At 58.2% G+C, this 22,298-nt stretch carries 21 protein-coding genes; 13 read left to right on the forward strand and 8 right to left on the reverse strand.

Annotated features, from left to right (window positions below):
• Positions 1–210 precede the first annotated feature (210 nt).
• Positions 211–1,080: a LysR substrate-binding domain-containing protein gene (locus tag GHO42_RS12020; RefSeq protein ID WP_095001689.1), complete on the forward strand. Its 870-nt coding sequence runs from the start codon at positions 211–213 to the stop codon at positions 1,078–1,080.
• 44 nt (positions 1,081–1,124) lie between these two features.
• Here GHO42_RS12020 and GHO42_RS12025 read toward each other — a convergent pair whose 3' ends face one another.
• On the reverse strand, positions 1,125–1,982 hold the full coding sequence (locus GHO42_RS12025; RefSeq protein WP_153327868.1) for a LysR substrate-binding domain-containing protein: 858 nt from the start codon (positions 1,980–1,982) through the stop codon (positions 1,125–1,127).
• 113 nt (positions 1,983–2,095) lie between these two features.
• Here GHO42_RS12025 and GHO42_RS12030 point away from each other — a divergent pair, with 113 nt between their 5' ends.
• Positions 2,096–3,205 (forward strand): 2-aminoethylphosphonate--pyruvate transaminase, encoded by a 1,110-nt coding sequence (locus tag GHO42_RS12030; RefSeq protein ID WP_095001691.1) that lies wholly within the window; start codon positions 2,096–2,098, stop codon positions 3,203–3,205.
• 72 nt (positions 3,206–3,277) lie between these two features.
• Positions 3,278–4,105, forward strand: a complete 828-nt coding sequence (gene phnX / locus GHO42_RS12035) for a phosphonoacetaldehyde hydrolase (RefSeq protein WP_095001692.1) — start codon at positions 3,278–3,280, stop codon at positions 4,103–4,105.
• Positions 4,106–4,168: 63 nt separating this feature from the next.
• Here the strand turns inward: phnX and GHO42_RS12040 are convergent, their stop codons facing one another.
• Positions 4,169–4,717, reverse strand: coding sequence for an NADPH-dependent FMN reductase (locus GHO42_RS12040; protein WP_095001693.1), 549 nt, complete (start codon positions 4,715–4,717; stop codon positions 4,169–4,171).
• A gap of 196 nt (positions 4,718–4,913) precedes the next feature.
• Here GHO42_RS12040 and GHO42_RS12045 point away from each other — a divergent pair, with 196 nt between their 5' ends.
• A complete protein-coding gene (locus GHO42_RS12045) occupies positions 4,914–5,135 on the forward strand; it encodes a hypothetical protein (protein ID WP_095001694.1) in 222 nt (73 codons plus the stop codon).
• Between the two features lie 171 nt (positions 5,136–5,306).
• Entirely contained in the window at positions 5,307–6,218 is a 912-nt protein-coding gene (locus GHO42_RS12050; RefSeq protein WP_153327866.1) for a LysR family transcriptional regulator, read from the forward strand.
• 53 nt (positions 6,219–6,271) lie between these two features.
• Here GHO42_RS12050 and GHO42_RS12055 read toward each other — a convergent pair whose 3' ends face one another.
• From GHO42_RS12055 to GHO42_RS12070, 4 genes are all read right to left on the reverse strand, one after another.
• Positions 6,272–6,847: a GNAT family N-acetyltransferase gene (locus tag GHO42_RS12055; RefSeq protein WP_095019315.1), complete on the reverse strand. Its 576-nt coding sequence runs from the start codon at positions 6,845–6,847 to the stop codon at positions 6,272–6,274.
• A gap of 67 nt (positions 6,848–6,914) precedes the next feature.
• Positions 6,915–7,673, reverse strand: a complete 759-nt coding sequence (gene dnaQ, locus GHO42_RS12060) for a DNA polymerase III subunit epsilon (RefSeq protein WP_095001697.1) — start codon at positions 7,671–7,673, stop codon at positions 6,915–6,917.
• Positions 7,666–8,118, reverse strand: a complete 453-nt coding sequence (gene rnhA / locus GHO42_RS12065; RefSeq protein ID WP_095001698.1) for a ribonuclease HI — start codon at positions 8,116–8,118, stop codon at positions 7,666–7,668. The genes dnaQ and rnhA overlap by 8 nt, the downstream gene beginning before the upstream one ends.
• Before the next feature lie 86 nt (positions 8,119–8,204).
• Positions 8,205–8,963 carry a class I SAM-dependent methyltransferase gene (locus GHO42_RS12070; protein WP_095001699.1) on the reverse strand — a complete coding sequence of 253 codons (759 nt, stop codon included), beginning with the start codon at positions 8,961–8,963 and terminating at the stop codon, positions 8,205–8,207.
• 109 nt (positions 8,964–9,072) lie between these two features.
• On the opposite strand from GHO42_RS12070, the gene gloB reads away from it, so the two are divergent.
• The 8 genes from gloB (at position 9,073) to fabI (ending at position 19,695) form a co-directional block, all read left to right on the forward strand.
• Positions 9,073–9,852, forward strand: coding sequence for a hydroxyacylglutathione hydrolase (gloB, locus tag GHO42_RS12075; protein WP_095025492.1), 780 nt, complete (start codon positions 9,073–9,075; stop codon positions 9,850–9,852).
• A 97-nt stretch (positions 9,853–9,949) separates the two neighbouring features.
• Positions 9,950–11,350 (forward strand): lytic transglycosylase domain-containing protein, encoded by a 1,401-nt coding sequence (locus tag GHO42_RS12080; RefSeq protein WP_153327864.1) that lies wholly within the window; start codon positions 9,950–9,952, stop codon positions 11,348–11,350.
• A gap of 180 nt (positions 11,351–11,530) precedes the next feature.
• The gene (locus GHO42_RS12085) at positions 11,531–13,336 is read left to right on the forward strand and encodes an extracellular solute-binding protein (protein ID WP_371926180.1); all 1,806 of its coding nucleotides are present in this window, start codon (positions 11,531–11,533) and stop codon (positions 13,334–13,336) included.
• On the forward strand, positions 13,333–15,174 hold the full coding sequence (locus GHO42_RS12090) for an extracellular solute-binding protein (protein WP_153327860.1): 1,842 nt from the start codon (positions 13,333–13,335) through the stop codon (positions 15,172–15,174). Before GHO42_RS12085 ends, GHO42_RS12090 begins: the two co-directional genes overlap by 4 nt.
• Positions 15,175–16,248, forward strand: coding sequence for a microcin C ABC transporter permease YejB (locus GHO42_RS12095; RefSeq protein ID WP_095019319.1), 1,074 nt, complete (start codon positions 15,175–15,177; stop codon positions 16,246–16,248). It abuts the gene before it with no gap.
• A 1-nt stretch (position 16,249) separates the two neighbouring features.
• Positions 16,250–17,269, forward strand: coding sequence for an ABC transporter permease (locus GHO42_RS12100; protein WP_095019320.1), 1,020 nt, complete (start codon positions 16,250–16,252; stop codon positions 17,267–17,269).
• Between the two features lies 1 nt (position 17,270).
• A complete protein-coding gene (locus GHO42_RS12105; protein ID WP_095001706.1) occupies positions 17,271–18,881 on the forward strand; it encodes an ABC transporter ATP-binding protein in 1,611 nt (536 codons plus the stop codon).
• Positions 18,882–18,900: 19 nt separating this feature from the next.
• Positions 18,901–19,695: an enoyl-ACP reductase FabI gene (gene fabI / locus GHO42_RS12110; protein ID WP_016782317.1), complete on the forward strand. Its 795-nt coding sequence runs from the start codon at positions 18,901–18,903 to the stop codon at positions 19,693–19,695.
• 226 nt (positions 19,696–19,921) lie between these two features.
• Here fabI and GHO42_RS12115 read toward each other — a convergent pair whose 3' ends face one another.
• Positions 19,922–21,793, reverse strand: a complete 1,872-nt coding sequence (locus GHO42_RS12115; RefSeq protein WP_095019322.1) for a SurA N-terminal domain-containing protein — start codon at positions 21,791–21,793, stop codon at positions 19,922–19,924.
• 229 nt (positions 21,794–22,022) lie between these two features.
• Positions 22,023–22,295 carry an HU family DNA-binding protein gene (locus GHO42_RS12120; protein ID WP_016782315.1) on the reverse strand — a complete coding sequence of 91 codons (273 nt, stop codon included), beginning with the start codon at positions 22,293–22,295 and terminating at the stop codon, positions 22,023–22,025.
• Positions 22,296–22,298 lie beyond the last annotated feature (3 nt).

Here is a 22,298-nt window from a genome sequence, read left to right on the forward strand (position 1 = left end):
TACCGCCCTTCAGACAAGAGCCGTATTTGACAGACACACCCTGAACGGCCCTTTTTTTGTTGGAGTTAGGGGCTGCACATCAGTGTGTCGCGACCCACCGTTATCGAGGACATAACGCCGGGCTGAGGTCGATCAAAGCAATTACTGACTAATAGGTAAAATCGATTTATCGTATTTCACTCATAAGCTCAGCTTGTAAGAGGTTTTTCAATGTCAGTTTCCCATGCGCAGTTGAAGGCCTTTCATGCCGTCGCCGTTCACGGCAGTTTCACACGGGCTGCCGAACGTCTGTTTTTAAGCCAGCCGGCCATCTCCGATCAGGTCAGAAAACTTGAAGAACGCTTCGGGGTGTTGCTGTTCCACCGCAACAAGCGCTCGGTGCGCCTTACCGACCTGGGTGAGCGGTTGCTGAGCATCACCCAGCGCCTGTTCGGGGTACAGGCCGAGGCCCAGGAGTTACTGCAGGACTCCCAGGCCCTGCAAACCGGGAGCCTGATCCTGGCGGTGGACGCCCCTGTTCATGTGTTGCCGCAAATCGCCCGCTTTTGCCAGCGCTACCCCGGGATCACGGTAAAAATCGAAACAGGCAACACCGACGAATGTCTGGCGCGGCTGTTCAACTACCAGGCAGACCTGGCCCTGCTGGGGCGCGATGTGAATGATGACCGGCTGCTGAGCGTGCCCTTGCGCAGCGACCCGATGGTGGCGTTTGTAGCACGCACGCACCCTTGGGCAAGCCGCCGTTCGATCTGCCTGGCCGACCTGGATGACACACCGCTGGTATTGCGCGAAGTCGGTTCGGTAACCCGGCAAACCCTGGAAGAAGAAATGAGCCAGGCCGGCCTGCGCATCCGCGCCGCGATCCAGGTAGAGGGTCGTGAAGCTGCGCGTGAAGCAGTGGTGGTCGGGATTGGCGTGGGGGTGGTATCGGCGGCGGAGTTTGGCTCGGACTCCCGGGTGTGCGCCCTGCCCATCATCGACTGCAAAAGGCGCCTGACCGAAACCCTGGTGTGCCTGCAGGAGCAGAGCTCACGGCGGGTAGTGGCAACGTTTCTGGAGATTGTGCGGGCAGACCTGTAACACACCATTCGTAGCAGCTGCTACGCGTGTTATCCCCGCACAAATCACACCGCCAGCTCCATAAACGCCTTGATCAACCGCAACTCGGCCCGCCGTTCCATGCAGCCGAGCATATGCAGGTTGACCAGCCCCGCGCCGTTGATCGGCACCGCACGCACGCGGGGGTCATGACTGACTTCCACCGACGACACAATGCCCACACCCAACTGCGCAGCGACGGCTTCGGTCACCGCCTCCCGGCTGTCCAGTTCCAGTAATACCCGTGGATTGACTCCAGCCTGCTCACAGGCATTGTCGAAAGTGCGACGGGTAATCGAGGTTGGTTCACGCAGCACCATGATCACCTGATCCAGTTGCCCGATCGCGATGCCATCAGGCAAGGCCAGCCACGGGTGGTTGGCGGGAACCAGCGCACAAATCCGCGACTCGTTCAGCGCACGCAAGGCCAGGCCCTTGCGCGGCTCCACTTCGGTCAGCACCGCCACATCGGCATGCTCCGACAGCAACGCCGCCAGGGTTTCCTGAGCGTTGCCCAGGCGCAAATTCACGGTAATCCCCGGATAACGTGCGCGCAGGCTTGCCAGCATCGGCATCACCAGATGCGGACCATCGGCCGCCACCTCAAGTCGCCCGGTGAGCAACTGGCGGTTGGCCTCCAGCATGACCTGCGCTTCATCCACCAAACCGAACATGGCCCGGGTGATGGCCGCCAGCTTGGTGCCTTCTTCAGTCAACTCCACCCGCCGCGCCGTACGCCGCAGCAAGGTGATCTGGTAGTGCTCCTCAAGCGCCTTGATATGCCCGGTCACCGCCGGCTGGCTGATAAACAGCCGGGCCGCAGCCCGGGTAAAACTGCCCTCGCGGGCCACGGCATCAAACGCACGGAGCTGGAATAAATTCATTTATAATCCTCACTGATGGCAGGCATAACAACAAACAATTTGATTGATATCAACACAAACTGCAATTTATGTCCTGTACCAAGTAGCCATCCCATGCTTGTGAGGAATTCAGAATGAGTACTGCCGCGCCGATCCTGCTGACCCCTGGCCCACTGACCACCTCGGCGCGTACCCGCCAGGCGATGATGGTTGACTGGGGCTCATGGGATGACAGCTTCAACCAGCTGACTGCCAGCCTGTGCCAGCAACTGCTGGCCATTATCAACGGCGCCGACAGCCATCACTGCGTGCCCCTGCAAGGCAGCGGCACCTTTGCCGTCGAAGCCGCCATCGGCACCCTGGTACCCCGGGATGGCAATGTACTGGTGCTGATCAACGGTGCGTACGGCAAACGCCTGGCGAAAATCTGCGAAGTGCTGGACCGTCGCTACAGCACCTTTGAAACCGCTGAAGACGAGCCCACCACGGCGGCAGACGTCGACCGCCTGCTGCATGCAGACCCGAGCATCACCCACGTGGCGTTGATCCACTGCGAAACCAGCACCGGCATCCTTAACCCGCTGCCCGACATTGCCGCAGTGATCGCTCAGCACGGCAAACGCCTGATCATCGATGCCATGAGTTCCTTCGGTGCCCTGCCGATCGATGCCCGGCAAGTCCCTTTTGATGCATTGATCGCTGCCTCCGGCAAATGCCTCGAAGGTGTGCCCGGCATGGGCTTTGTATTCGCCCGCAAAGAAGCCCTGGGCAATGCCGCCGGTAACAGCCATTCACTGGCAATGGACCTGCACGATCAGCACGTTTACATGAGCAAAACCGGACAATGGCGCTTTACCCCGCCGACCCATGTGGTAGCCGCCCTGCACGAGGCACTGCTGCAATACAACGAAGAAGGCGGCTTGCCTGCCCGCCATCAGCGTTACGCCAACAACTGCCAGGCCCTGCTCGACGGCATGGCCAAACTGGGCATTAGCAGTTTTCTGCCCGAGGCTATCCAGGCGCCGATTATCGTCACCTTCCATGCGCCAAAAGACCCCCGCTATCAGTTCAAGGAGTTCTACGAGCGGGTCAAGGCCAAGGGTTTCATCCTGTATCCGGGCAAATTGACCCAGGTTGAGACTTTTCGTGTGGGCTGCATCGGCCACGTCAATCAGGCCGAGATGCAGGCAGCCGTAGACGCCATAGGCCAGGTGCTGCAGGAAATGGAAGTCTTCGATATTTGATGGTGCAGGAACAGGCTAGAACAACCCTATTTACTTCGTGCGGCACAGCCCGCTCTTACAGGATTAACAGACATGAACTACACCAACCCGAGCAAGCTGCAAGCCGCCATCCTCGACTGGGCCGGCACCGTGGTCGATTTCGGCTCGTTCGCCCCAACCCAGATTTTTGTCGAAGCCTTTGCCGAGTTTGACGTGCAGGTGTCCATCGAAGAAGCTCGCGGACCGATGGGCATGGGCAAGTGGGACCACATTCGTACCCTGTGTGATCAGCCGCAGATAACCGAGCGCTATAAAAAAGTGTTTGGCCGTGCACCGACCGACGATGACGTCACCGCGATTTATGAGCGCTTTATGCCGCTGCAGATCGAAAAGATCGCCGAGCATTCGGCCCTGATTCCCGGCGCACTGGACACCATTGCCCAACTGCGTGAGCAAGGTATCAAGATCGGTTCCTGCTCGGGCTACCCCGCGCAGGTCATGGCCAAAGTGGTTGAACTGGCCGCCACCAATGGCTATGTGGCCGACCACGTCGTGGCCACCGATGAAGTCCCTAACGGTCGCCCCTGGCCGGCCCAGGCACTGGCCAACGTGATCGCGCTGGGCATTGATGATGTGGGTGCCTGCGTCAAGATCGACGACACCGTACCGGGCATTCTTGAAGGTCGCCGCGCCGGCATGTGGACCGTGGCGCTGGTGTGCTCGGGCAACGCCCTGGGCCTGACCTGGGAACAATACAAGGCACTGGCCCCGGCAACCCTGGACAGCGAACGCAACCGCATTCACGCCCTGTTCGCCGGATCTCGCCCCCACTATCTGATCGACACCATCAGCGACCTGCCCGCAGTGATTAGCGATATCAACCAGCGCCTGGCCAAGGGCGAGATGCCGCAGAGCAGCTGATAGCTACAGGTTGATAGCTGCAAGCTGCAAGTTTCTGACTTGCGGCTTGCGACTGCTGTAGTCCTAGCGCTCTACCCACCCGGCAAACTGATCGATAAATTTCTGCAAAAACGGTCGGGTTTTATCCGACAGTTTACCGGATGCATCAAACGCATCACCGGCTCCTCCCAGATAGGCCTCAGGCTGCTGCATGCACGGCACATCGAGAAACACCAGCGACTGGCGCAAGTGATGGTTAGCCCCAAAGCCACCAATGGCCCCAGGCGAAACGCTGATCACCGCGCCCGGCTTGCCACTGAACACACTCTGCCCATAGGGTCGCGAACCGACATCAATGGCGTTTTTCAACACGCCTGGCACCGAGCGGTTGTACTCGGGGGTCACAAACAGGATGGCATCGGCCGGGCGGATCTGATCGCGAAAAACCGTGTATGGCGCAGGTGGCGACGCACCATCAATGTCTTCGTTGTAAAGCGCCAGCTCACCGATTTCGACAATAAACAGTTTCAGGCTTGGCGGAGCCAGCTCTGCCAGAGCCTGAGCCACTTTTCGATTGAGGGAATCCTTCCTCAAACTGCCAACCAACACTGCAACGCTGTAGACCTTGCTCATGGAAAACCCCGAGTCAGTAGCTGTAGGAAGAGTAGTTATAGATGATCGGACGGCTTTCTTGCACCCCAGTTCACCCTATCGGCCTGCAAGCCTGTAAAGTAGGGGGACTATTTTTTTCACATGGTTAAACTTCCCCTGCTGAACAACGGTCTACAGAACCGCAAATTGGGTGTTTATCTCCAGAGGTTCTCTACAAATGGCGGCAGTTCTCGTTGGACAATTTCATGCAAGAGATGCGGAAGGTCGCGTCTATTCCGTGCATGAGTTTGAAGATTCACAAGCAACCGGCGATCAACCCGTAATGACCTACAAACTGGCCATTGGCGATCGTGTCAAAAAGAACGATGACAACAACTTCGAGCTGGTGCAGTCGGGTGTCATCCTGGTTCGCGACCCGTCGCCCGTCGTCGCAGCCTGACCTGCCACTCAGGGCGTACAGGTTGAAGTCAAAGGATGAGAGACGGATCAGGCTTCGCAACGCTGAAACCTCATCTGCCGGGCACTGGTGTCCGGCCTCATGATTACGATCCTTTTTGACGACAACAGACGCCGTCAAAAAGGATCAGTATTTGCGAGACAGGACACCAGTATGCGTCTACGCCACATCGAAGTGATTCAAGCCATCTTGCAAACCGGCAACCTCGGCCATGCTGCCGAATTGCTGCAATTGCCCACGGCCACCCTCAACGCAACGCTGCAGGAAGCCGAACAGCAATTGGGCTTTATGCTGTTTGCCAGTATTCGCGGGAGGCTGCAAGCCACCCGCGACACCCTTGTGCTGCAACCCCTTATCAATCAGCTGTACCAGGCACTTGAGCCTCTGCGCCAGCTGGGCAACGAGCTGCGCCAGCATCAGGAACCGGCCTTGCGCATAGCCTGCAGCGAAACCCTGGCCCAACCGCTGCTGCCTCATTGCATAGGCGCCCTCAGACGGCGCTTTCCCGATACCCCGACAACCTTGAGCAGCCAGCCTTGCGCCGAAATTGTGCGCCGTCTGTTAATGGACGAATGCGATCTGGGCTTGAGCCTGCAGCCATCGGAGCAATCCGGGATCGAATCTCTGCCACTGGTTCAAGGCAAGGTGCAGTTTCTGGCGCCTCATGGCTGGTTGTCACCCAAGCACAAATACATCGCACTGCAAGAGCTGGCGGGACAGGCAATGATCGGCCTGCATCAGCACGACCCGTTGAGCCGCCTGCTCGACAGCAAGCTGCAAGCCTTGCGTCCGGCACCGGTGGTGCAGATTCAGGTGCAGAGTTACCAGATGATGCGCAGCATGGTCGAAGCGGGAGAAGGACTGGCGCTGGTCGACCCGTTCACGGCAGTGGGTGCCAGGGCAAGCGGGCTGGATGTGTGCCCGATCTCACCGGCGATCCCGGTGACGCTCTATGCGCTTACACGCAAAGGCACCCGGCACGGGCTGGCACTGGATGCCTTGCTGGAGATTGTGCGGCAAAAGGCCGAGGCATTGCTGGCGGATCAGGGCTTGGTGGTGCTTTAAAACACGATCCCTGTAGCAGCCGCCGAACGCAGCCTCGCAGAGCTCGACAACTGCTACAGATCCCTGCGCTCAAATATCAAATACCAGAAAATAGCCACTTCACGGGTCTGCGGGTCAATACCGCGATAGCGCAAATCATCGATGCCCCCTACCTGATACCCGCAACGCTCATACAACCGGCAGGCGCCCAGGTTGTTGTTCTGGGTCTCGAGCATGATCCCCGGCAGGTTTTTTTTATGGCTCCAGAACCTCACCACTTCCAGCAATGACCTGGCCACACCGTGGCGACGGGCGCCCGCGATAACGGCCAGTTCATCGACATGGGCAAAGCCGTTCCAGTGGGTGCTTACAACCACATGCCCCACGGGCTGGTTGTCCAGGTACGCCATAAAGATGTCGCTGCCCTTGCCACCGCGGTAGCTGGCGAACTCATCCGGGTCGATGCCGTAGCACTTGCGATAGGGCGTAATCAGCTCCAGCGGCCAGTGCTCGACCTTTTTATACCGGTCGGCACGGGCATAGGCACGAACTTCAAAGCTGAAATCGTTGCACCAGACATAGGGCGCAAAACCCTCGTCGGCCAGGCGTACCGAGACTTGAGGGTCTTGGGGGTTGATAACCAGATGCATGAAAAATCCTTCTTTCCTGTCGTCGACGCTGACAATAAGCGGCAGCGGCAGTCAGGTAGGCGCCAGGTTACTGCAGCGTCTGCCCTTTCGCGTCGAGGAGTTGCGCCCACAACGACGGGCCGCCAGCCGATTTGGCAATGGCTTCAAGTCGAGCCGCATGCTCGGTCAAGTCGCTTTCACTTGCACGAATAATCCGGCCCGGTTGACGGTCCGCCGACAGGCGGCGAATTTCGCTGGCCTGATTGCCCGACCCCTCACCCGAGCCATTACCGTCAGAAGCATTCCCGGCCAACGACAGGCTGGTCTGGCCACCGGTCATGGTCAGGTAAACGTCGGCCAGGATCTCGGAGTCGAGCAAGGCGCCGTGCAGCTCACGGCCCGAGTTGTCGACACCATAGCGTTTGCACAGCGCATCGAGGCTGTTGCGCTGGCCCGGGTGACGGGCCCGTGCCATGGCCAGGGTATCGAGGATGGTGCAGTGCTGAGTCAGGTCGGCGCGATCGGTCTGGCCGATCAGGGCAAACTCGTTGTTGAGGAAGCCCACGTCAAACGCAGCGTTATGAATAATCAGCTGTGCGCCCTTGATGAATTCGAAAAACTCATCGGCGACTTCAGCAAAACGCGGCTTGCCCACCAGGAATTCATTGGTAATGCCGTGGACGCCAATGGCGCCTTCGTCACTTTCACGGTCGGGTTGCAGATACACGTGAAAATGGCGACCGGTCAAACGGCGCCCCATCAACTCGACGCAACCGATCTCGATCACCCGGTGGCCGTCGGTGACCGGCATACCGGTGGTTTCGGTATCGAGTACAACACTACGCATGCTTGATTCCCCGTACCTGATCGACCCCACGATTGGCCAACTGGTCGGCGCGCTCGTTGCCGGGATGGCCGATGTGACCGCGTACCCACTGCCATTTCACGGTGTGACGACTGACCTGCTCATCGAGCAGCTTCCACAGGTCGGCATTTTTTACCGGCTCCTTGGAGGCGGTTTTCCAGCCGCGTTTTTTCCAGTTGACCATCCACTCGGTGATGCCTTTCATCACATACTGCGAGTCAGTCACCAGCAGCACCTCACACGGACGCTTGAGCTCTTCAAGCCCGCGAATGGCGGCCATCAGTTCCATGCGGTTGTTGGTGGTATTGGCCTCGCCACCCCAGAGCTCTTTCTCGACACCCTGGCAGATCAGCAAGGCACCCCAGCCACCCGGGCCAGGATTGCCCTTGCAGGCACCATCGGTGAACATTTCAACGCTATCAATCATTGCAAACTATCCAGGTAAGGCTGCTTATGGCCTGACCATCAGCAATGGCCAGCACCTGAGCCGGGCAAACCCGGCCCAACATAAATTTAGGAGTCTGTGTGGCGCCGATTGACCTTGGCCATCTGCAAGGGAATCAGCTTGCCCATCGGTTCCCGGCGCATCGGGTTGACAGGGCGCAAGCCCACCACCATTTTGCGAGCAACCAATACATAGAAGCCGCCACCTGCCAATTGCCAGCTACCGGCCTTGCGTTCCCAGCCGGACAAGCGGCTTTGCCACACTTTGGAAGCGAGCGGCGGACGATAGCACCCGAAGCGGCGTTTCTCCAGCGCAAAGCCCAGCAGGTTCAGCCAGTCGGCGACCCGTGAAGGTGAGATACAGCGTGCCTTGCGCAGGGCATCCTTGGCGAAGACATGGCGCAAGCCCCAACTGCTCCAGGGGTTGATCCCGACAATCAGCAGGTGCCCGCCAGGGCGTACGCTGCTGGCCGCTTCGCGCAACAGACCGTGGGGCGACAGACAGAAATCCAGCCCGTGCTGCAGCACCACCACGTCGGCAGCGTGCTCGCACAATGGCCAGGCCTGTTCTTCGCAGATGATTTCAACACCCGGTAATGGCGCGCCCAGGCGTACGTTGCGCTGAACCTGCGGGGCCTTGGGCGGGGTGTCGGCAGCAGGGCCGTAATGCACCAGATAGCCGCCGAAAAAGCGCCCCAGCTCGTCCTCAAGCACGCGTTGCTCATCTTCGAGCAACAACTGCCCATGGGGGCCAGACAGCCACTCACGCGCCGAACTGATCAGTGCCAGCCACTCAGGATCAGCCTGAGCCAATGCTTTATCGGTCATTGCTCCTCCAACTCGCCCTTTATCTGTCGCAAGCCCTGACGACGCGACTCGCAATAAAACGTCAACAGCCCCTAAGATGCGCCATTGTTTCACACTTGGGAATTGCACCATGTTACAGATCGACGCCCTGCCCGCCTTCAACGACAACTACATCTGGTTGTTACAGGACACTACCCAAAAGCGCTGCGCCGTGGTCGACCCGGGTGATGCCGCGCCTGTTCTGGAGTGGCTGGCCAGGCGCCCGGACTGGGTCCTCAGCGACATTCTGATCACCCATCACCATTTCGATCATGTGGGCGGTGTCGCGCAACTTCACGCACACACTAACGCGAAGGTCTGGGGGCCGGCGCTTGAGACCATACCGGCCCGACAAGTGGCACTCAACGACGGCGACCGCATCGAGGTACTGGGCCTGGAGTTCCAGATCCTGCTGGTACCCGGCCATACGCTTGGGCATATCGCCTACTATCACCAAGACCCGACAGCGCCCCTGCTGTTCTGTGGCGACACCCTGTTCGCCGCGGGTTGCGGCCGACTGTTCGAGGGCACCCCGGAACAGATGCATCACTCCCTGACTCGCCTGGCCGCGCTGCCCGCCCACACCGGCGTGTACTGCACCCACGAATACACCTTGAGCAACCTGCGCTTCGCCCAGGCCGTGGAACCGAACAACCCGGATATTGCCGCGCGTGTAGCGCAAGTCACGCAGTGGCGGGCTGAAGGTCGTATCAGCTTGCCATCATCTATGGCACTGGAACTACGCACAAATCCCTTTCTGCGAGTCCACGAAACATCTGTTAAAGAAAAAGCTGACGAGTGGAACTCCCGCGACAACGACTCGCCCAGTGCGGTCTTTGCCAGCCTGCGCAGCTGGAAAGACAGGTTCTAAAACCGGCCGCGGTCAGAACAAAAATTCTCAACAGTTGACCGCGCCCCCCCTGCTTTCTAGAATCCCCCGACATTTTTTCCTGACTTTTTTCAAAACAATGTCGTCATTTAAAGGTAACTCCATCAATTCAGACGCATTGACGCGCATGGTCAAAGCCATTGCGGTGGCTGTCTGCGCCACGCTCGCGGGCTGCCAGTCCATGGATCATTCGGCGCAGACCACGGAGCGGGCCAGCCTTAAAATCGCCAAACGCATTCCCCAGGATCCACTCTGGCTCAGCCAGAAGCCCAGCCCCCTCCCCCCTCAAGATGTGTGGGAGCGCATGCGCCAGGGTTTCAAGTTGCAGGACGGCCAGAACGTCAACCCCCGAATTGAACAACAGCGCCTGTGGTTTGCGAGCAACCCGTCGTTTCTCGAGAATGCGGGCGAGCGCGGCAGCCTTTATATCCACTACATTGTAGAGCGCCTCGAAGAACGCGATATGCCGCTGGAACTGGCCCTGCTGCCAGCCATTGAAAGCGCCTACAACCCAATGGCGTATTCCCACGCAAATGCGGTCGGGCTCTGGCAGTTCATTCCGTCGACAGGCCGCTACTTCAACCTGCGTCAAACCCGTGCCTACGATGGTCGCCGTGACATTACCGCCTCGACGCTGGCAGCCCTGAACTACCTGAACCGTCTGCATGACATGTTCAACGGCGACTGGCTGCTGGCCCTGGCGGCCTACAACGCTGGCGAAGGTACCGTAAGCCGGGCCATCGAGCGCAACGAAAAGCTCGGCCTGCCGACCGACTACTGGAACCTGCCACTGCCGCAGGAAACCAAAGACTACGTGCCAAAACTGCTGGCCCTGTCACAAGTGGTTCTGGCCCCTGAAGCCTACGGCATCAACCTGAACCCGATCGCCAACGAACCCTACTTCGAAATGGTCGAGATCAAACAGTCCATGGACCTGTCCCGCGTGGCAGCCCTGGCCGAAATCGACGAAGACGAAATGTTCCAGCTCAATCCGGCCTACAAACAGCGCGCCACCACCGATGGCCCCCAGCATCTGCTGGTACCTACGGCAAAAGCCCAGCTGTTGACTGCCAGCCTGTCCAATCTCAGCTCCGACCAACTGGTCAGTCTGCGCCCCAACAAGCCGGTATTTGACAAGGTTGCAAGCACATCCCCAGCTCGCCTGAACCGCAAGTACCGGGTCAAGAGCGGCGACAACCTGACCCTGATTGCCAAGGCCAACAAGGTCAATGTCAAAGACTTGCAACACTGGAACAAACTCAGCGGCAACAACCTCAAGGCCGGCCAGGTCCTGGTGATGCAGGACACACGCAAGCCCTCGGGCAAAAAGCCGACCCAATACAAGGTCCAGAAAGGCGACTCGCTGTATATGGTGGCCAAGCGTTTCAACGTTGAAATGCAGCATCTCAAGCGCTGGAATCCAAACAGCGCAAAAGCCCTCAAGCCGGGGCAAATGCTGACCGTTTCCAAACCCCGATAAGCACAGCGCTGACATCCCCGCGGGCAAGCTGATTCCTACACAAAAGTAGGCCGCAGCTTGCCCGTCGTGCTTACCAGCGTGGCCTTTTTCCTACAGATACAAGCTGTTACTGTACGGAAACCTTAAGCCCAATGCCTGGATCGGATCTCTGACTTGACGCGTCCCCTCCTTACGCTATTTATCTGCCTGGCCTTGAGCTTCACCGCCAGCGCAAACCTGAGCGAAAGCCACGGTTATGCGCAGTTCGGCACACTCAAGTACCCCGCCACCTTTACCCATTTCGACTGGGTAAACCCTGACGCCCCCAAGGGCGGCACCTTGAAGGTCATGGCGTTCGGCACGTTCGACACGCTCAACCCCTACACCTTCAAAGGCACCAGCCCGGTTTCGACTCCCAACTTCCTGCAGTACGGGGTCAATGAACTCAACGAAACCCTGATGGCCGGTACGGGCCAATATGCCCCCTCCGGCGATGAGCCAACATCCAGCTATGGTTTGATCGCTCAATCAGTGGAGTACAACGAGGACCGCAGCTGGGTCGTCTTTAACCTGCGACCCGAAGCCCGCTTTCATGATGGGACGCCGATCACTGCCTACGATGTTGCCTTCTCCTACGACCTGTTACTAAAAGAAGGTCATCCGCAGTACCGCACCAATCTTCAGGAAGTCCAGCGGGTCGATATCCTGGGCCCCAAACGAATTCGTTTTGTCTTCAAGCGCTCAGGCAACCCGTTGCTGATTTTGCGCCTGGGCGAACTGCCCGTGTTGCCCCAGCATTACTGGGCAAAGCGCGACTTCAAAGCCACCACCTTCGAGCCACCGCTGGGTAGCGGCCCCTATCGCATTACCCGGGTTACCCCCGGGCGCGAACTGGTCTTTGAGCGCGTCAAGAACTGGTGGGGCGCCAACCTGCCGGTCAACCGCGGCAAATACAACTTCGACCGGGTTGAAGTGGAGTTCTACCGCGACAGCGATGTCGCCTTCGAGGCGTTCAAGGCCCGCGAGTTCGACATTTACATCGAGCACCAGGCCAAGAACTGGGCCAATGGCTATAACTTCCCGGCGGTACGCCGCGGCGATGTCATCAAGGCCGAAATTACCCACCAGATCCCGACACAAACCCAGGGGCTGTTTATGAACAGTCGCCGCGCCACCTTTGCGCAAAACAAAACCCGTGAGGCCCTGGGCCTTATGTTTGATTTTGAATGGACCAACCGCACCCTGTTCAACGGCGCCTACCAGCGCGCCGTGAGCCATTACCCCAACAGCGAATTCTCGGCCAGCGGTATTCCCCAGGGGCATGAGTGGCTGATGCTGTCACCCTGGCGCAGCCAACTACCGCCCGAACTGTTCAACCAGGCCTTTACCTTGCCGCAAACCGACGGCCGCGGCATCCCCCGCGCAACTCTGCGCCAGGCACTGGCACTGCTGGATGAAAGCGGCTGGAAACTGTCGGGCCAGCGCCTGGTCAATAGTGAAGGCAAACCCCTGCGTTTCGAAATATTACTGGTAAACCCGAACCTTGAGCGCATCCTGCAACCCTATGTGGAGAACCTGGCCAGCATTGGCGTCGATGCCCGGCTGCGCACCGTGGATCGCGCGCAATACAAGCAGCGCCTGGACCAGTTCGATTTTGACATGATCCTGATGACCCTTGACCAGACCCTGAGCCCCGGCCTTGAACAGTGGCAGTACTTCCACTCCAGCCAGGCCAACGTCAAGGGCAGCAAAAACTATGCAGGGGTAGCCAGCCCGGTGGTGGACCAACTGCTCGAGCGCCTGCTGGCCGCACGGACCCGCGACGAGCAATTGTCTGCCGGCCAGGCCCTGGACCGCGTGTTGCTTTGGCAGCACTACATCATTCCCAACTGGTATCTGAACTATCACCGCCTGGCGTACCGCAACCGGTTCGCCTTTGTGACTACGCCGCCCTACACCCTGGGCCTCAGCGCGTGGTGGCTTAAGCCTACGGAGAAAAAACAATGATGCCTTTGCGTACATGGCTAAAGCCCCTTGCCAGCTTGTTGTTTGCCGGTTTTGCCTGCACGGCCATGGCCTCTCCCCAGCATGCCTTGACCCTCTATGACGAGCCGCCGAAATATCCTGCCGACTTCAAGCATGTCGACTACGTCAACCCGCAAGCCCCCAAGGGCGGTACCTTTCGCAAGTCTGCGCTGGGCAGCTTTGACAGCCTCAACCCGTTTATCAATAAAGGCGTGCCAGCCGACGACATTGATCTGACCTTCGATACCCTGGCCCGGCAAACCCTCGACGAGCCTTTTACGTCCTACGGCCTGATTGCCGGGAAAATCGAGAAAGCCCCGGATAACAGCTGGGTGCGGTTTTACCTGCGCCCGGAAGCGAAGTTCAGCGATGGCCATCCGATTCGCGCCGAAGATGTCGTGTTCAGCTTCGATACCCTGATGAAAAGTGGCTCGCCGCTGTACAAGGGTTATTACAGCGATGTCGACCAGGCCATCGCGGAAAACCCGCTGCAAGTGAAATTCACCTTCAAGCACAACAAAAACCGTGAACTGCCGCTAATCCTTGGCCAGCTCCCGGTTCTGCCCAAGCACTGGTGGGAAACCCGCGACTTCAACAAGGGCAACCTGGAAATCCCGCCCGGCAGCGGCCCCTACACCATCGCCGAGATCAAGCCCGGGCGCTCGATCCGCTACGAGCGCAACAAGGACTACTGGGGCAAGGACCTGCCCATCAACAAGGGCCTGTACAATTTTGATGCCATCACGGTCGATTACTTTCGCGACAACAGCGTTGCCTTCGAAGCCCTCAAGGCCGGTCAGTTTGATTACTGGCTGGAGATCAGCGCCAAAAACTGGGCCGGAGCCTACAACTCTCCGGCATTTACTCAGGGCCGCCTGAAAAAAGAAGAAATCCGCAACCACAATCCAACAGGCATGCAGGGATTTGTCTTCAACCTGCGCAGGCCAATGTTCCAGGATGTGCGTGTACGCGAGGCGCTAAGCCTGCTGTTCGACTTTGAATGGGCCAACAAGCAACTGTTCAACGGTGCCTATGCGCGCACTGGCAGCTACTTCGAAAACTCGGAAATGGCCGCCAAGGCGCCGCCGACCGAAGCTGAACTGGCCATTCTGGAGCCCTTGCGCGGCCAGATTCCCGAGCAGGCGTTCAGCCAGGTGTTCAAGCCCAGCGTCACCGACGCCAGCGGCATGATTCGCGAGCAACAGCGCCGCGCCTATCAACTGCTGCAAGACGCCGGCTGGCGCATCGTCGATGACAAGATGGTCGACGCCCAGGGCAAGCCGGTGAAGATCGAATTCTTGCTGGCACAAACCGAATTCGAGCGCATCCTTCTGCCGTTCAAGCGCAACCTCAGCGACCTGGGCATCGATTTGCAGATTCGCCGGGTCGACACCTCCCAATACCTCAACCGCCTGCGCTCAAGGGATTACGACATGATTGTCGGCAGCTTCCCGCAGTCCAGCTCACCCGGCAGCGAGCAGCGCGAGTACTGGGAATCACAAAGTATCGACAAACCCGGCAGCCGAAACTTTATCGGCCTCAAGGACCCGGCCATCGACCAGTTGACCGAGGGCCTGATCAACGCCGAGTCACGGCAAAGCCTGATCAACCATGCCAGGGCGCTGGACCGTGTGTTGCAGTGGGGCTTCTACGTGATCCCCAACTGGCATATCAAAACCTGGCGCGTGGCCTACTCGAACCATATCGGCCATCCCGAAGTTACGCCCAAATACGATATCGGCACCAACACCTGGTGGGCCAAACCTGACGCAAAACCTGCACCCTCTACCAAACCTTCAAGCGCGAGCCAGGAGCCTTAAATGCTGGCTTATATTTTCAGGCGACTGCTGCTGATCATTCCGACACTGTTCGGGATTCTGTTGATTAACTTCATCATTATCCAGGCGGCCCCCGGCGGCCCGGTTGAACAGATGATCGCCAAGCTCGAAGGCTTTGACGGCGCCACCAGCCGCATCGCCGGTGGTGGTTCGGAAGTGTCGGTGGCGGGCTCCAACTACCGTGGCGCCCAAGGGCTGGATCCGGAACTGATCAAGGAAATCGAAAAGATGTACGGTTTCGACAAGTCGGCGCCGGAACGCCTGTGGATCATGATTAAAAACTACGCCCGACTGGACTTCGGCGAAAGCTTCTTCCGCGACGCCAAGGTCATCGACCTGATCAAGGAGAAAATGCCGGTCTCCATCTCGCTGGGGTTGTGGAGCACCCTGATCATGTACCTGGTGTCGATCCCCCTGGGGATCGCCAAGGCCACGCGACACGGCAGCCACTTTGATGTCTGGACCAGTTCACTGATCATCATCGGCTACGCCATCCCGGCCTTTCTGTTTGCCATCCTGCTGATCGTGCTGTTTGCCGGGGGCAGTTACCTGGACTGGTTCCCCCTGCGCGGCCTGACGTCCAACAACTTTGACGAACTGAGCCTGGGCGGCAAGATTCTCGATTACTTCTGGCATCTGGCATTGCCCGTTACGGCACTGGTTATCGGCAACTTCGCCACCATGACCCTGCTGACCAAAAACAGCTTTCTCGACGAGATCAACAAACAGTATGTCGTCACTGCCAAAGCCAAGGGCCTGACCAACCACCGGGTGCTCTATGGCCATGTATTCCGCAATGCCATGCTGCTGGTTATTGCCGGTTTCCCGTCGGCCTTTATCGGAATTTTCTTTACCGGCTCACTGCTGGTCGAAGTGATTTTCTCCCTCGATGGCCTGGGCCTGATGAGTTTCGAGGCTGCTATCAATCGCGACTACCCGGTTGTCTTCGGCACCCTGTTTATCTTTACGCTGGTCGGGCTGGTGGTGAAGCTGATCGGTGACCTCTCATACACCCTGGTCGATCCGCGTATCGACTTTGAAAGCAGGGAGCATTGAGATGAAGCTATCCCCCCTCAATCGACGCCGTTTTGCCCGTTTCAAAGCCAACAAGCGTGGCTGGTGGTCGCTGTGGATCTTCCTGGTGCTGTTCGGGCTCAGCCTGAACGCCGAGTTCATTGCCAACGACAAACCCTTGGTGATCAATTACGACGGGGAGTGGTATTTCCCGGCGCTCAAGCGCTATCCAGAGACCGACTTCGGCGGTGAATTCCCCCTCGAAGCCAACTACAAAAGCCCGTATATCCGTGAACTGCTGGCCAAGAAAGATGCCTGGGTTGTGTGGCCACCCATCCCCTACAGCTATCAAAGCATCAACTACGACCTGAAAGTCCCTGCCCCTGCACCGCCCTCCGCCGAGAACTGGCTGGGCACCGACGACCAGGGCCGCGACGTGCTGGCCCGAGTGATTTATGGCTTTCGCATATCGGTGCTGTTCGCCCTGACCCTGACGGTACTGAGCTCCATCATCGGCGTGATCGCCGGGGCCTTGCAGGGCTTTTATGGTGGCTGGGTCGACCTGGCCGGTCAGCGCTTTCTGGAAATCTGGTCAGGCTTGCCCGTGTTGTACCTGCTGATCATTCTCGCCAGTTTTGTGCAGCCCAATTTCTGGTGGCTGCTGGGCATCATGCTGCTGTTCTCGTGGATGAGCCTGGTGGACGTCGTGCGCGCCGAATTCCTGCGTGGGCGCAATCTGGAGTATGTGCGCGCCGCCCGCGCCCTGGGCATGCAGGACATGGCCATCATGTACCGCCACATCCTGCCCAACGCCATGGTCTCCACCATGACCTTTATGCCGTTTATCCTCACTGGCGCCATCGGCACCCTCACTGCCCTGGACTTCCTGGGCTTCGGCCTGCCCCCGGGCGCGCCGTCGCTGGGCGAACTGGTGGCCCAGGGCAAGTCCAACCTGCAAGCGCCCTGGCTGGGCATCAGTGCATTCGCAGTGCTGGCCATCATGCTCAGCCTGCTGGTGTTTATCGGTGAGTCCGCTCGCGATGCCTTCGACCCGAGGAAATAAGATGACGCAGGACAATCTGATCGAAGTGCGCGACCTCAGCGTCGAGTTTGTAGCGGGTGACACACCGCAGCGGGTGGTGCAAGGCGTCAGTTTTGATATCAGGCGCGGCGAAACCCTGGCCCTGGTGGGCGAAAGCGGTTCGGGCAAATCGGTGACCGCGCACTCGATCCTCAGGTTGCTGCCCTACCCCCTTGCACGCCACCCCAGCGGCAGCATCGCCTACGGCGGCCAGGATTTGCTCAGCGTGGACGAGAAAAAGCTGCGCAACATTCGCGGCAACCGCATTGCGATGATTTTTCAGGAGCCCATGACCTCCCTGAACCCGCTGCACAGCATTGAAAAACAAATCAATGAGGTGCTCGGCATTCACAAGGGGATCACCGGCAAGGCCGCTACCCTGCGCACCCTGGAGCTTCTGGAGCTGGTAGGCATACCCGAGCCTCACAAACGCCTCAAGGCGCTGCCACACGAGCTCTCAGGGGGTCAGAGACAGCGCGTGATGATCGCCATGGCCCTGGCCAATGAACCCGAACTGCTGATTGCCGACGAACCTACCACCGCCCTGGACGTGACCGTTCAGCTTAAAATCCTCGACTTGCTCAAGGATCTGCAAGCCCGCCTGGGCATGTCGTTGTTACTGATCAGTCACGATTTGAACCTTGTACGAAGAATTGCGCATCGCGTATGTGTCATGCAGCGCGGTTTAATCGTCGAACAAGCATCGTGCGAGCAGCTGTTCCGTTCGCCGCAGCATCCTTACACCCGGGAACTGCTCAGCGCAGAGCCCAGCGGAGGCCCGGCCAGCACCATTGCCGGTCCGCCATTGCTGCAAGTCGAGGACCTGAAGGTATGGTTCCCGATCAAGAAAGGCCTGCTGCGCAAGACCGTCGATTACGTGAAAGCGGTGGACGGTATCAATTTCAGCTTGCCCCAGGGGCAGACCCTGGGAATTGTGGGTGAAAGCGGATCGGGCAAATCAACGCTGGGCCTGGCGATTTTGCGTCTGATTGCCAGCAAGGGCCTGATCAGCTTTGAAGGCAAACGGCTAGACTGTCTGTCACAGAAAGAAGTCAGGCCATTGCGACGGGAAATGCAGGTGGTATTCCAGGACCCGTTTGGCAGTCTCAGCCCGCGCATGAGCGTCAGCGAGATTGTCGGTGAAGGGTTGCGCATTCACCGTATGGGCACCGAAGCGGAACAGGAAAGTGCAATTATTGAAGCCTTGCGAGAAGTAGGTCTGGATCCGGAAACCCGGCACCGTTACCCTCACGAGTTTTCAGGCGGACAACGGCAAAGAATCGCCATTGCCCGCGCACTGGTGTTAAAGCCGGAGTTGATATTGCTGGACGAGCCAACCTCTGCGCTGGACCGCACAGTACAACGCCAGGTTGTTGAACTGCTGCGCTCACTGCAAGCCAGGCACAACCTGACGTATTTGTTTATCAGCCATGACCTGGCTGTCGTCAAAGCGCTGAGCCACCAATTGATGGTGGTCAAGCATGGCCAAGTGGTCGAACAGGGTGATGCGCAAAGTATCTTTGCCTCACCGCAACATCCATATACACAACAGCTGCTGGAAGCCGCCTTTTTGGCACCAGTGGCTGTCGATTAACCTGATAGAGGAACAACACATGGGTTTTCTCACCGGTAAGCGCGTACTGATCGTTGGTGTCGCTAGCAAATTGTCCATCGCTTCTGGCATTGCTGCCGCCATGCACCGTGAAGGCGCCGAGCTGGCTTTCACTTATCAGAACGAAAAGCTGAAAGGTCGTGTTGAAGAATTCGCCGCAGGCTGGGGTTCGAACCCTGAGCTGTGCTTCCCTTGCGACGTTGCCAGCGATGAAGAAATCGCCAAGGTCTTCGAAGACCTGAGCAAGAAGTGGGACGGTCTGGACTGCATCGTTCACTCAGTAGGTTTCGCTCCTGGCGACCAGCTGGATGGCGATTTCACCGACGCCACCACCCGTGAAGGCTTCCGCATCGCTCACGACATCAGCGCCTACAGCTTCGTGGCCCTGGCCAAGGCTGGTCGCCCGATGATGAAAGGTCGCAACGGCAGCCTGCTGACCCTGTCCTACCTGGGCGCCGAGCGCACCATGCCTAACTACAACGTGATGGGCATGGCCAAGGCCAGCCTGGAAGCCGGTGTACGTTACCTGGCAGGCAGCCTGGGCCCTGAGGGTACTCGCGTTAACTGCGTATCGGCAGGCCCGATCCGTACCCTGGCAGCGTCGGGCATCAAGAACTTCCGCAAAATGCTGGCGGCCAACGAAGCGCAGACTCCACTGCGTCGCAACGTGACCATCGACGAAGTCGGCAATGCCGGCGCCTTCCTGTGCTCGGATCTGGCATCGGGCATCAGCGGCGAAATCATGTACGTAGACGGTGGCTTCAACACTACCGCCATGGGCAGCCTCGAAGAGTAAACCCTTCGTTACAAGCGCTACTCAAAAACGCCCGGTGCAGAGATTGCATCGGGCGTTTTTTTGCCTCGCGACAATCTCTGGGAGATGATCTGTGGGAGCGGGCTTGCCCGCGATACGTCAGACAGAGCGCATGGATGCCATCGCGAGCAAGCCCGCTCCCACAAAAAAACCAGCGCAAAAAAATGGCCGCTCAATGAGCGGCCATTTTTAGCGAAGCAGGCTGAACTTAGTAGCGCTCAACCTTGGCTTCGTTTTCCAACTGCTTGCGGTAGGCAGCAAAGTCTTGCTGGCCAACACGCGAAGCGAGGAAGCGGCGATACGACGCTTTCTCTTCTTCAGTCGGCGCTACTGCATCGTTGACGCCGTTCAAACGCAATACAACCACAGTGCCATCTGCCAGGGTGACACTGCTGAATGTCGGCTTGTCCTTGGCTGCAGGTTTCGGCATGCGGAATACCGCTTGCAGCACGGCAGGATCAATACCTTCCTGACCACGGGCAACCGCTTCCTGGACCTTCCACGCCTGACCATCAACCGGCTGGTTCAACGGCAGTTTGCCATCGCGCAGCTCCTTGATGATTTCTTCAGCACGGGTTTTGGCCGCAGCACTGGCGTGCTCCTTGACCAGTTGCGCACGAATGCTCGAGGCAACAGCCTCCAGCGGCAACTGCTCAGGCTTGCGGTGCTCCTTGACGCGCAACACCACTACGGTCTCAGGGTCCAGCTCCAGGGCTGTACTGTTCGCGCCCTCATCCATCACTTCGGTGCTGAATGCGGCCTGAATCACAGCGCGATTGGCGGTGACACCCTCGCCCCCCTCGCGACCAAATGGCGCAGAGGTATGCACAGTCAGCTTAAGCTCTTGAGCTGGCTGAGCCAGATCGGACGCTTCAAATGCCGAGTCTTCCAATTGCTTGGTTGCATCGACAAACAGGCGTTCAACCTGCTGGGTTTTCAGGTCATGGGTCAGCTTGTCTTTCAGGCTGGCAAAGCTCGGCACTTCAGGTGCTTCAACACCCAACAGCTTGATCAGGTGATAACCGAAGCTGGTGCGTACCGGCTCCGAAACCTGGTCCTGCTTCAACCCGTAAACAGCCGTTTCGAACACAGGATCGTAAACACCAGGGCCTGCGAAGCCCAGGTCACCGCCATTGGCAGCCGAACCCGGATCCTGGGAGAACTCCTTGGCCAGAGCTTCGAAGCTTTCACCTTTGGCCAGACGCTGCTGAATCTCGGCGATCTTGGCTTTGGCCTGCTCGTCGCTGACCTTGTCGTTCACTTCGATCAGGATATGCGCAGCGCGGCGCTGTTCGGCCAGGTTGGCGATTTCCTTTTGATACAACGCTTGAAGCTCATCATCCTTCACGGCTACCTGGTCAAAGAAAGAAGATTTCTTCAACTCGATATAGTCGATCACGACCTGATCAGGGGTCATGAATTCCTTGGCGTGCTCGTCGTAGTAAGCCTTGATTTCGTCATCGCTCAGTTTCACCGCAGCCGGGTCGGCCTTGATGTTCAGCGAAGCGAAATCACGGGTTTGTTTCTCAAGACGGGCGAACGCATTCACCTGTTCGTCGGTCACGAAACCACTGCCCGCCAGACCGGCACGCAGCTGACCAATCAGCATTTCTTCGCCCAGCATGTTACGGAACTGCAAGCGACCGTAACCCAGTTGACGGATCACCTGGTCGAAACGCTCAGGGCTGAATTTGCCGTCTTCCTGAAATTCAGGAGTCAACAGAATGACTTGGTCCAAAGCGGCTTCAGAAAACGAAAACTTCGCGTCTTTGGCGCCTTGCAGCAACAGCTTGCGATCGATCAACCCTTTGAGGGCCGCTTCACGCAGCATTTTTTCATCCAGCAACGACGAGTCGAAATCCTTGCCCAACTGCTGCAGCAGCTGCCGGCGTTGCATATCGACGGCCTGGCTCAGTTCAACCTGGGTGATTTCTTCACCGTTAACCTTGGCAGCATCCTGGCTGGTAGAGGTGGCTTGAAAAATGGCATCGAAACCGGTCAACGCCATTAACGCGACGATGACACCGATGATGGTCTTGGCAATCCAGCCTTGTGAATTGTCCCTGATATTTTGCAGCATGCTTCCCCCAGAAACGGTCTTGCATAATGAGCAACCGTGGAGCGTGGGTAGAGTCCGGATAGAAGAAAGGCGCATCCGAGGATGCGCCTTCTCGTAACTGGCGGAGCGGACCGGGCTCGAACCCGCGACCCCCGGCGTGACACATCGATGTTGCCACCGACTGCACTACCGCTCCGCTGCCAAGCCTGGCGTGCGCCTGACCCGGTTGGGTAAAAGGTGTTACAGAAACTTAGTTAACCGCTTCTTTCAGTGCTTTACCGGCTTTGAAGCCTGGCTTTTTGGCAGCAGGAATTTCCAGCGTTTTACCGGTCTGTGGGTTACGACCAATACGGGCAGGACGATCGGTTACAGAGAAAGTACCAAAACCAACCAGTACCACAGAGTCGCCAGCCTTAAGAGCGCCAGTGACGGATTCGATTACTGCGTCCAGCGCACGGCCAGCTGCAGCTTTCGGGATATCAGCAGATGCAGCGATAGCATCAATCAGTTCCGACTTGTTCACTCT

Source organism: Pseudomonas sp. FSL R10-0056 (assembly GCF_009600105.1).
Lineage (GTDB): Bacteria > Pseudomonadota > Gammaproteobacteria > Pseudomonadales > Pseudomonadaceae > Aquipseudomonas > Aquipseudomonas bubulae.

Excerpts from the sequence above, each read along its gene's own strand:
- gloB (WP_095025492.1), top strand. The coding sequence starts at position 9,073 with ATGTTACAGATCGACGCCCTGCCCGCCTTCAACGACAACTACATCTGG.
- dnaQ (WP_095001697.1), bottom strand. The coding sequence starts at position 7,673 with ATGCGTAGTGTTGTACTCGATACCGAAACCACCGGTATGCCGGTCACC.
- GHO42_RS12090 (WP_153327860.1), top strand. The coding sequence starts at position 13,333 with ATGATGCCTTTGCGTACATGGCTAAAGCCCCTTGCCAGCTTGTTGTTT.
- GHO42_RS12095 (WP_095019319.1), top strand. The coding sequence starts at position 15,175 with ATGCTGGCTTATATTTTCAGGCGACTGCTGCTGATCATTCCGACACTG.
- rnhA (WP_095001698.1), bottom strand. The coding sequence starts at position 8,118 with ATGATTGATAGCGTTGAAATGTTCACCGATGGTGCCTGCAAGGGCAAT.
- phnX (WP_095001692.1), top strand. The coding sequence starts at position 3,278 with ATGAACTACACCAACCCGAGCAAGCTGCAAGCCGCCATCCTCGACTGG.
- GHO42_RS12045 (WP_095001694.1), top strand. The coding sequence starts at position 4,914 with ATGGCGGCAGTTCTCGTTGGACAATTTCATGCAAGAGATGCGGAAGGT.
- GHO42_RS12105 (WP_095001706.1), top strand. The coding sequence starts at position 17,271 with ATGACGCAGGACAATCTGATCGAAGTGCGCGACCTCAGCGTCGAGTTT.
- GHO42_RS12025 (WP_153327868.1), bottom strand. The coding sequence starts at position 1,982 with ATGAATTTATTCCAGCTCCGTGCGTTTGATGCCGTGGCCCGCGAGGGC.
- GHO42_RS12100 (WP_095019320.1), top strand. The coding sequence starts at position 16,250 with ATGAAGCTATCCCCCCTCAATCGACGCCGTTTTGCCCGTTTCAAAGCC.
- GHO42_RS12115 (WP_095019322.1), bottom strand. The coding sequence starts at position 21,793 with ATGCTGCAAAATATCAGGGACAATTCACAAGGCTGGATTGCCAAGACC.
- GHO42_RS12080 (WP_153327864.1), top strand. The coding sequence starts at position 9,950 with ATGTCGTCATTTAAAGGTAACTCCATCAATTCAGACGCATTGACGCGC.
- GHO42_RS12055 (WP_095019315.1), bottom strand. The coding sequence starts at position 6,847 with ATGCATCTGGTTATCAACCCCCAAGACCCTCAAGTCTCGGTACGCCTG.
- fabI (WP_016782317.1), top strand. The coding sequence starts at position 18,901 with ATGGGTTTTCTCACCGGTAAGCGCGTACTGATCGTTGGTGTCGCTAGC.
- GHO42_RS12040 (WP_095001693.1), bottom strand. The coding sequence starts at position 4,717 with ATGAGCAAGGTCTACAGCGTTGCAGTGTTGGTTGGCAGTTTGAGGAAG.
- GHO42_RS12020 (WP_095001689.1), top strand. The coding sequence starts at position 211 with ATGTCAGTTTCCCATGCGCAGTTGAAGGCCTTTCATGCCGTCGCCGTT.
- GHO42_RS12070 (WP_095001699.1), bottom strand. The coding sequence starts at position 8,963 with ATGACCGATAAAGCATTGGCTCAGGCTGATCCTGAGTGGCTGGCACTG.
- GHO42_RS12030 (WP_095001691.1), top strand. The coding sequence starts at position 2,096 with ATGAGTACTGCCGCGCCGATCCTGCTGACCCCTGGCCCACTGACCACC.
- GHO42_RS12050 (WP_153327866.1), top strand. The coding sequence starts at position 5,307 with ATGCGTCTACGCCACATCGAAGTGATTCAAGCCATCTTGCAAACCGGC.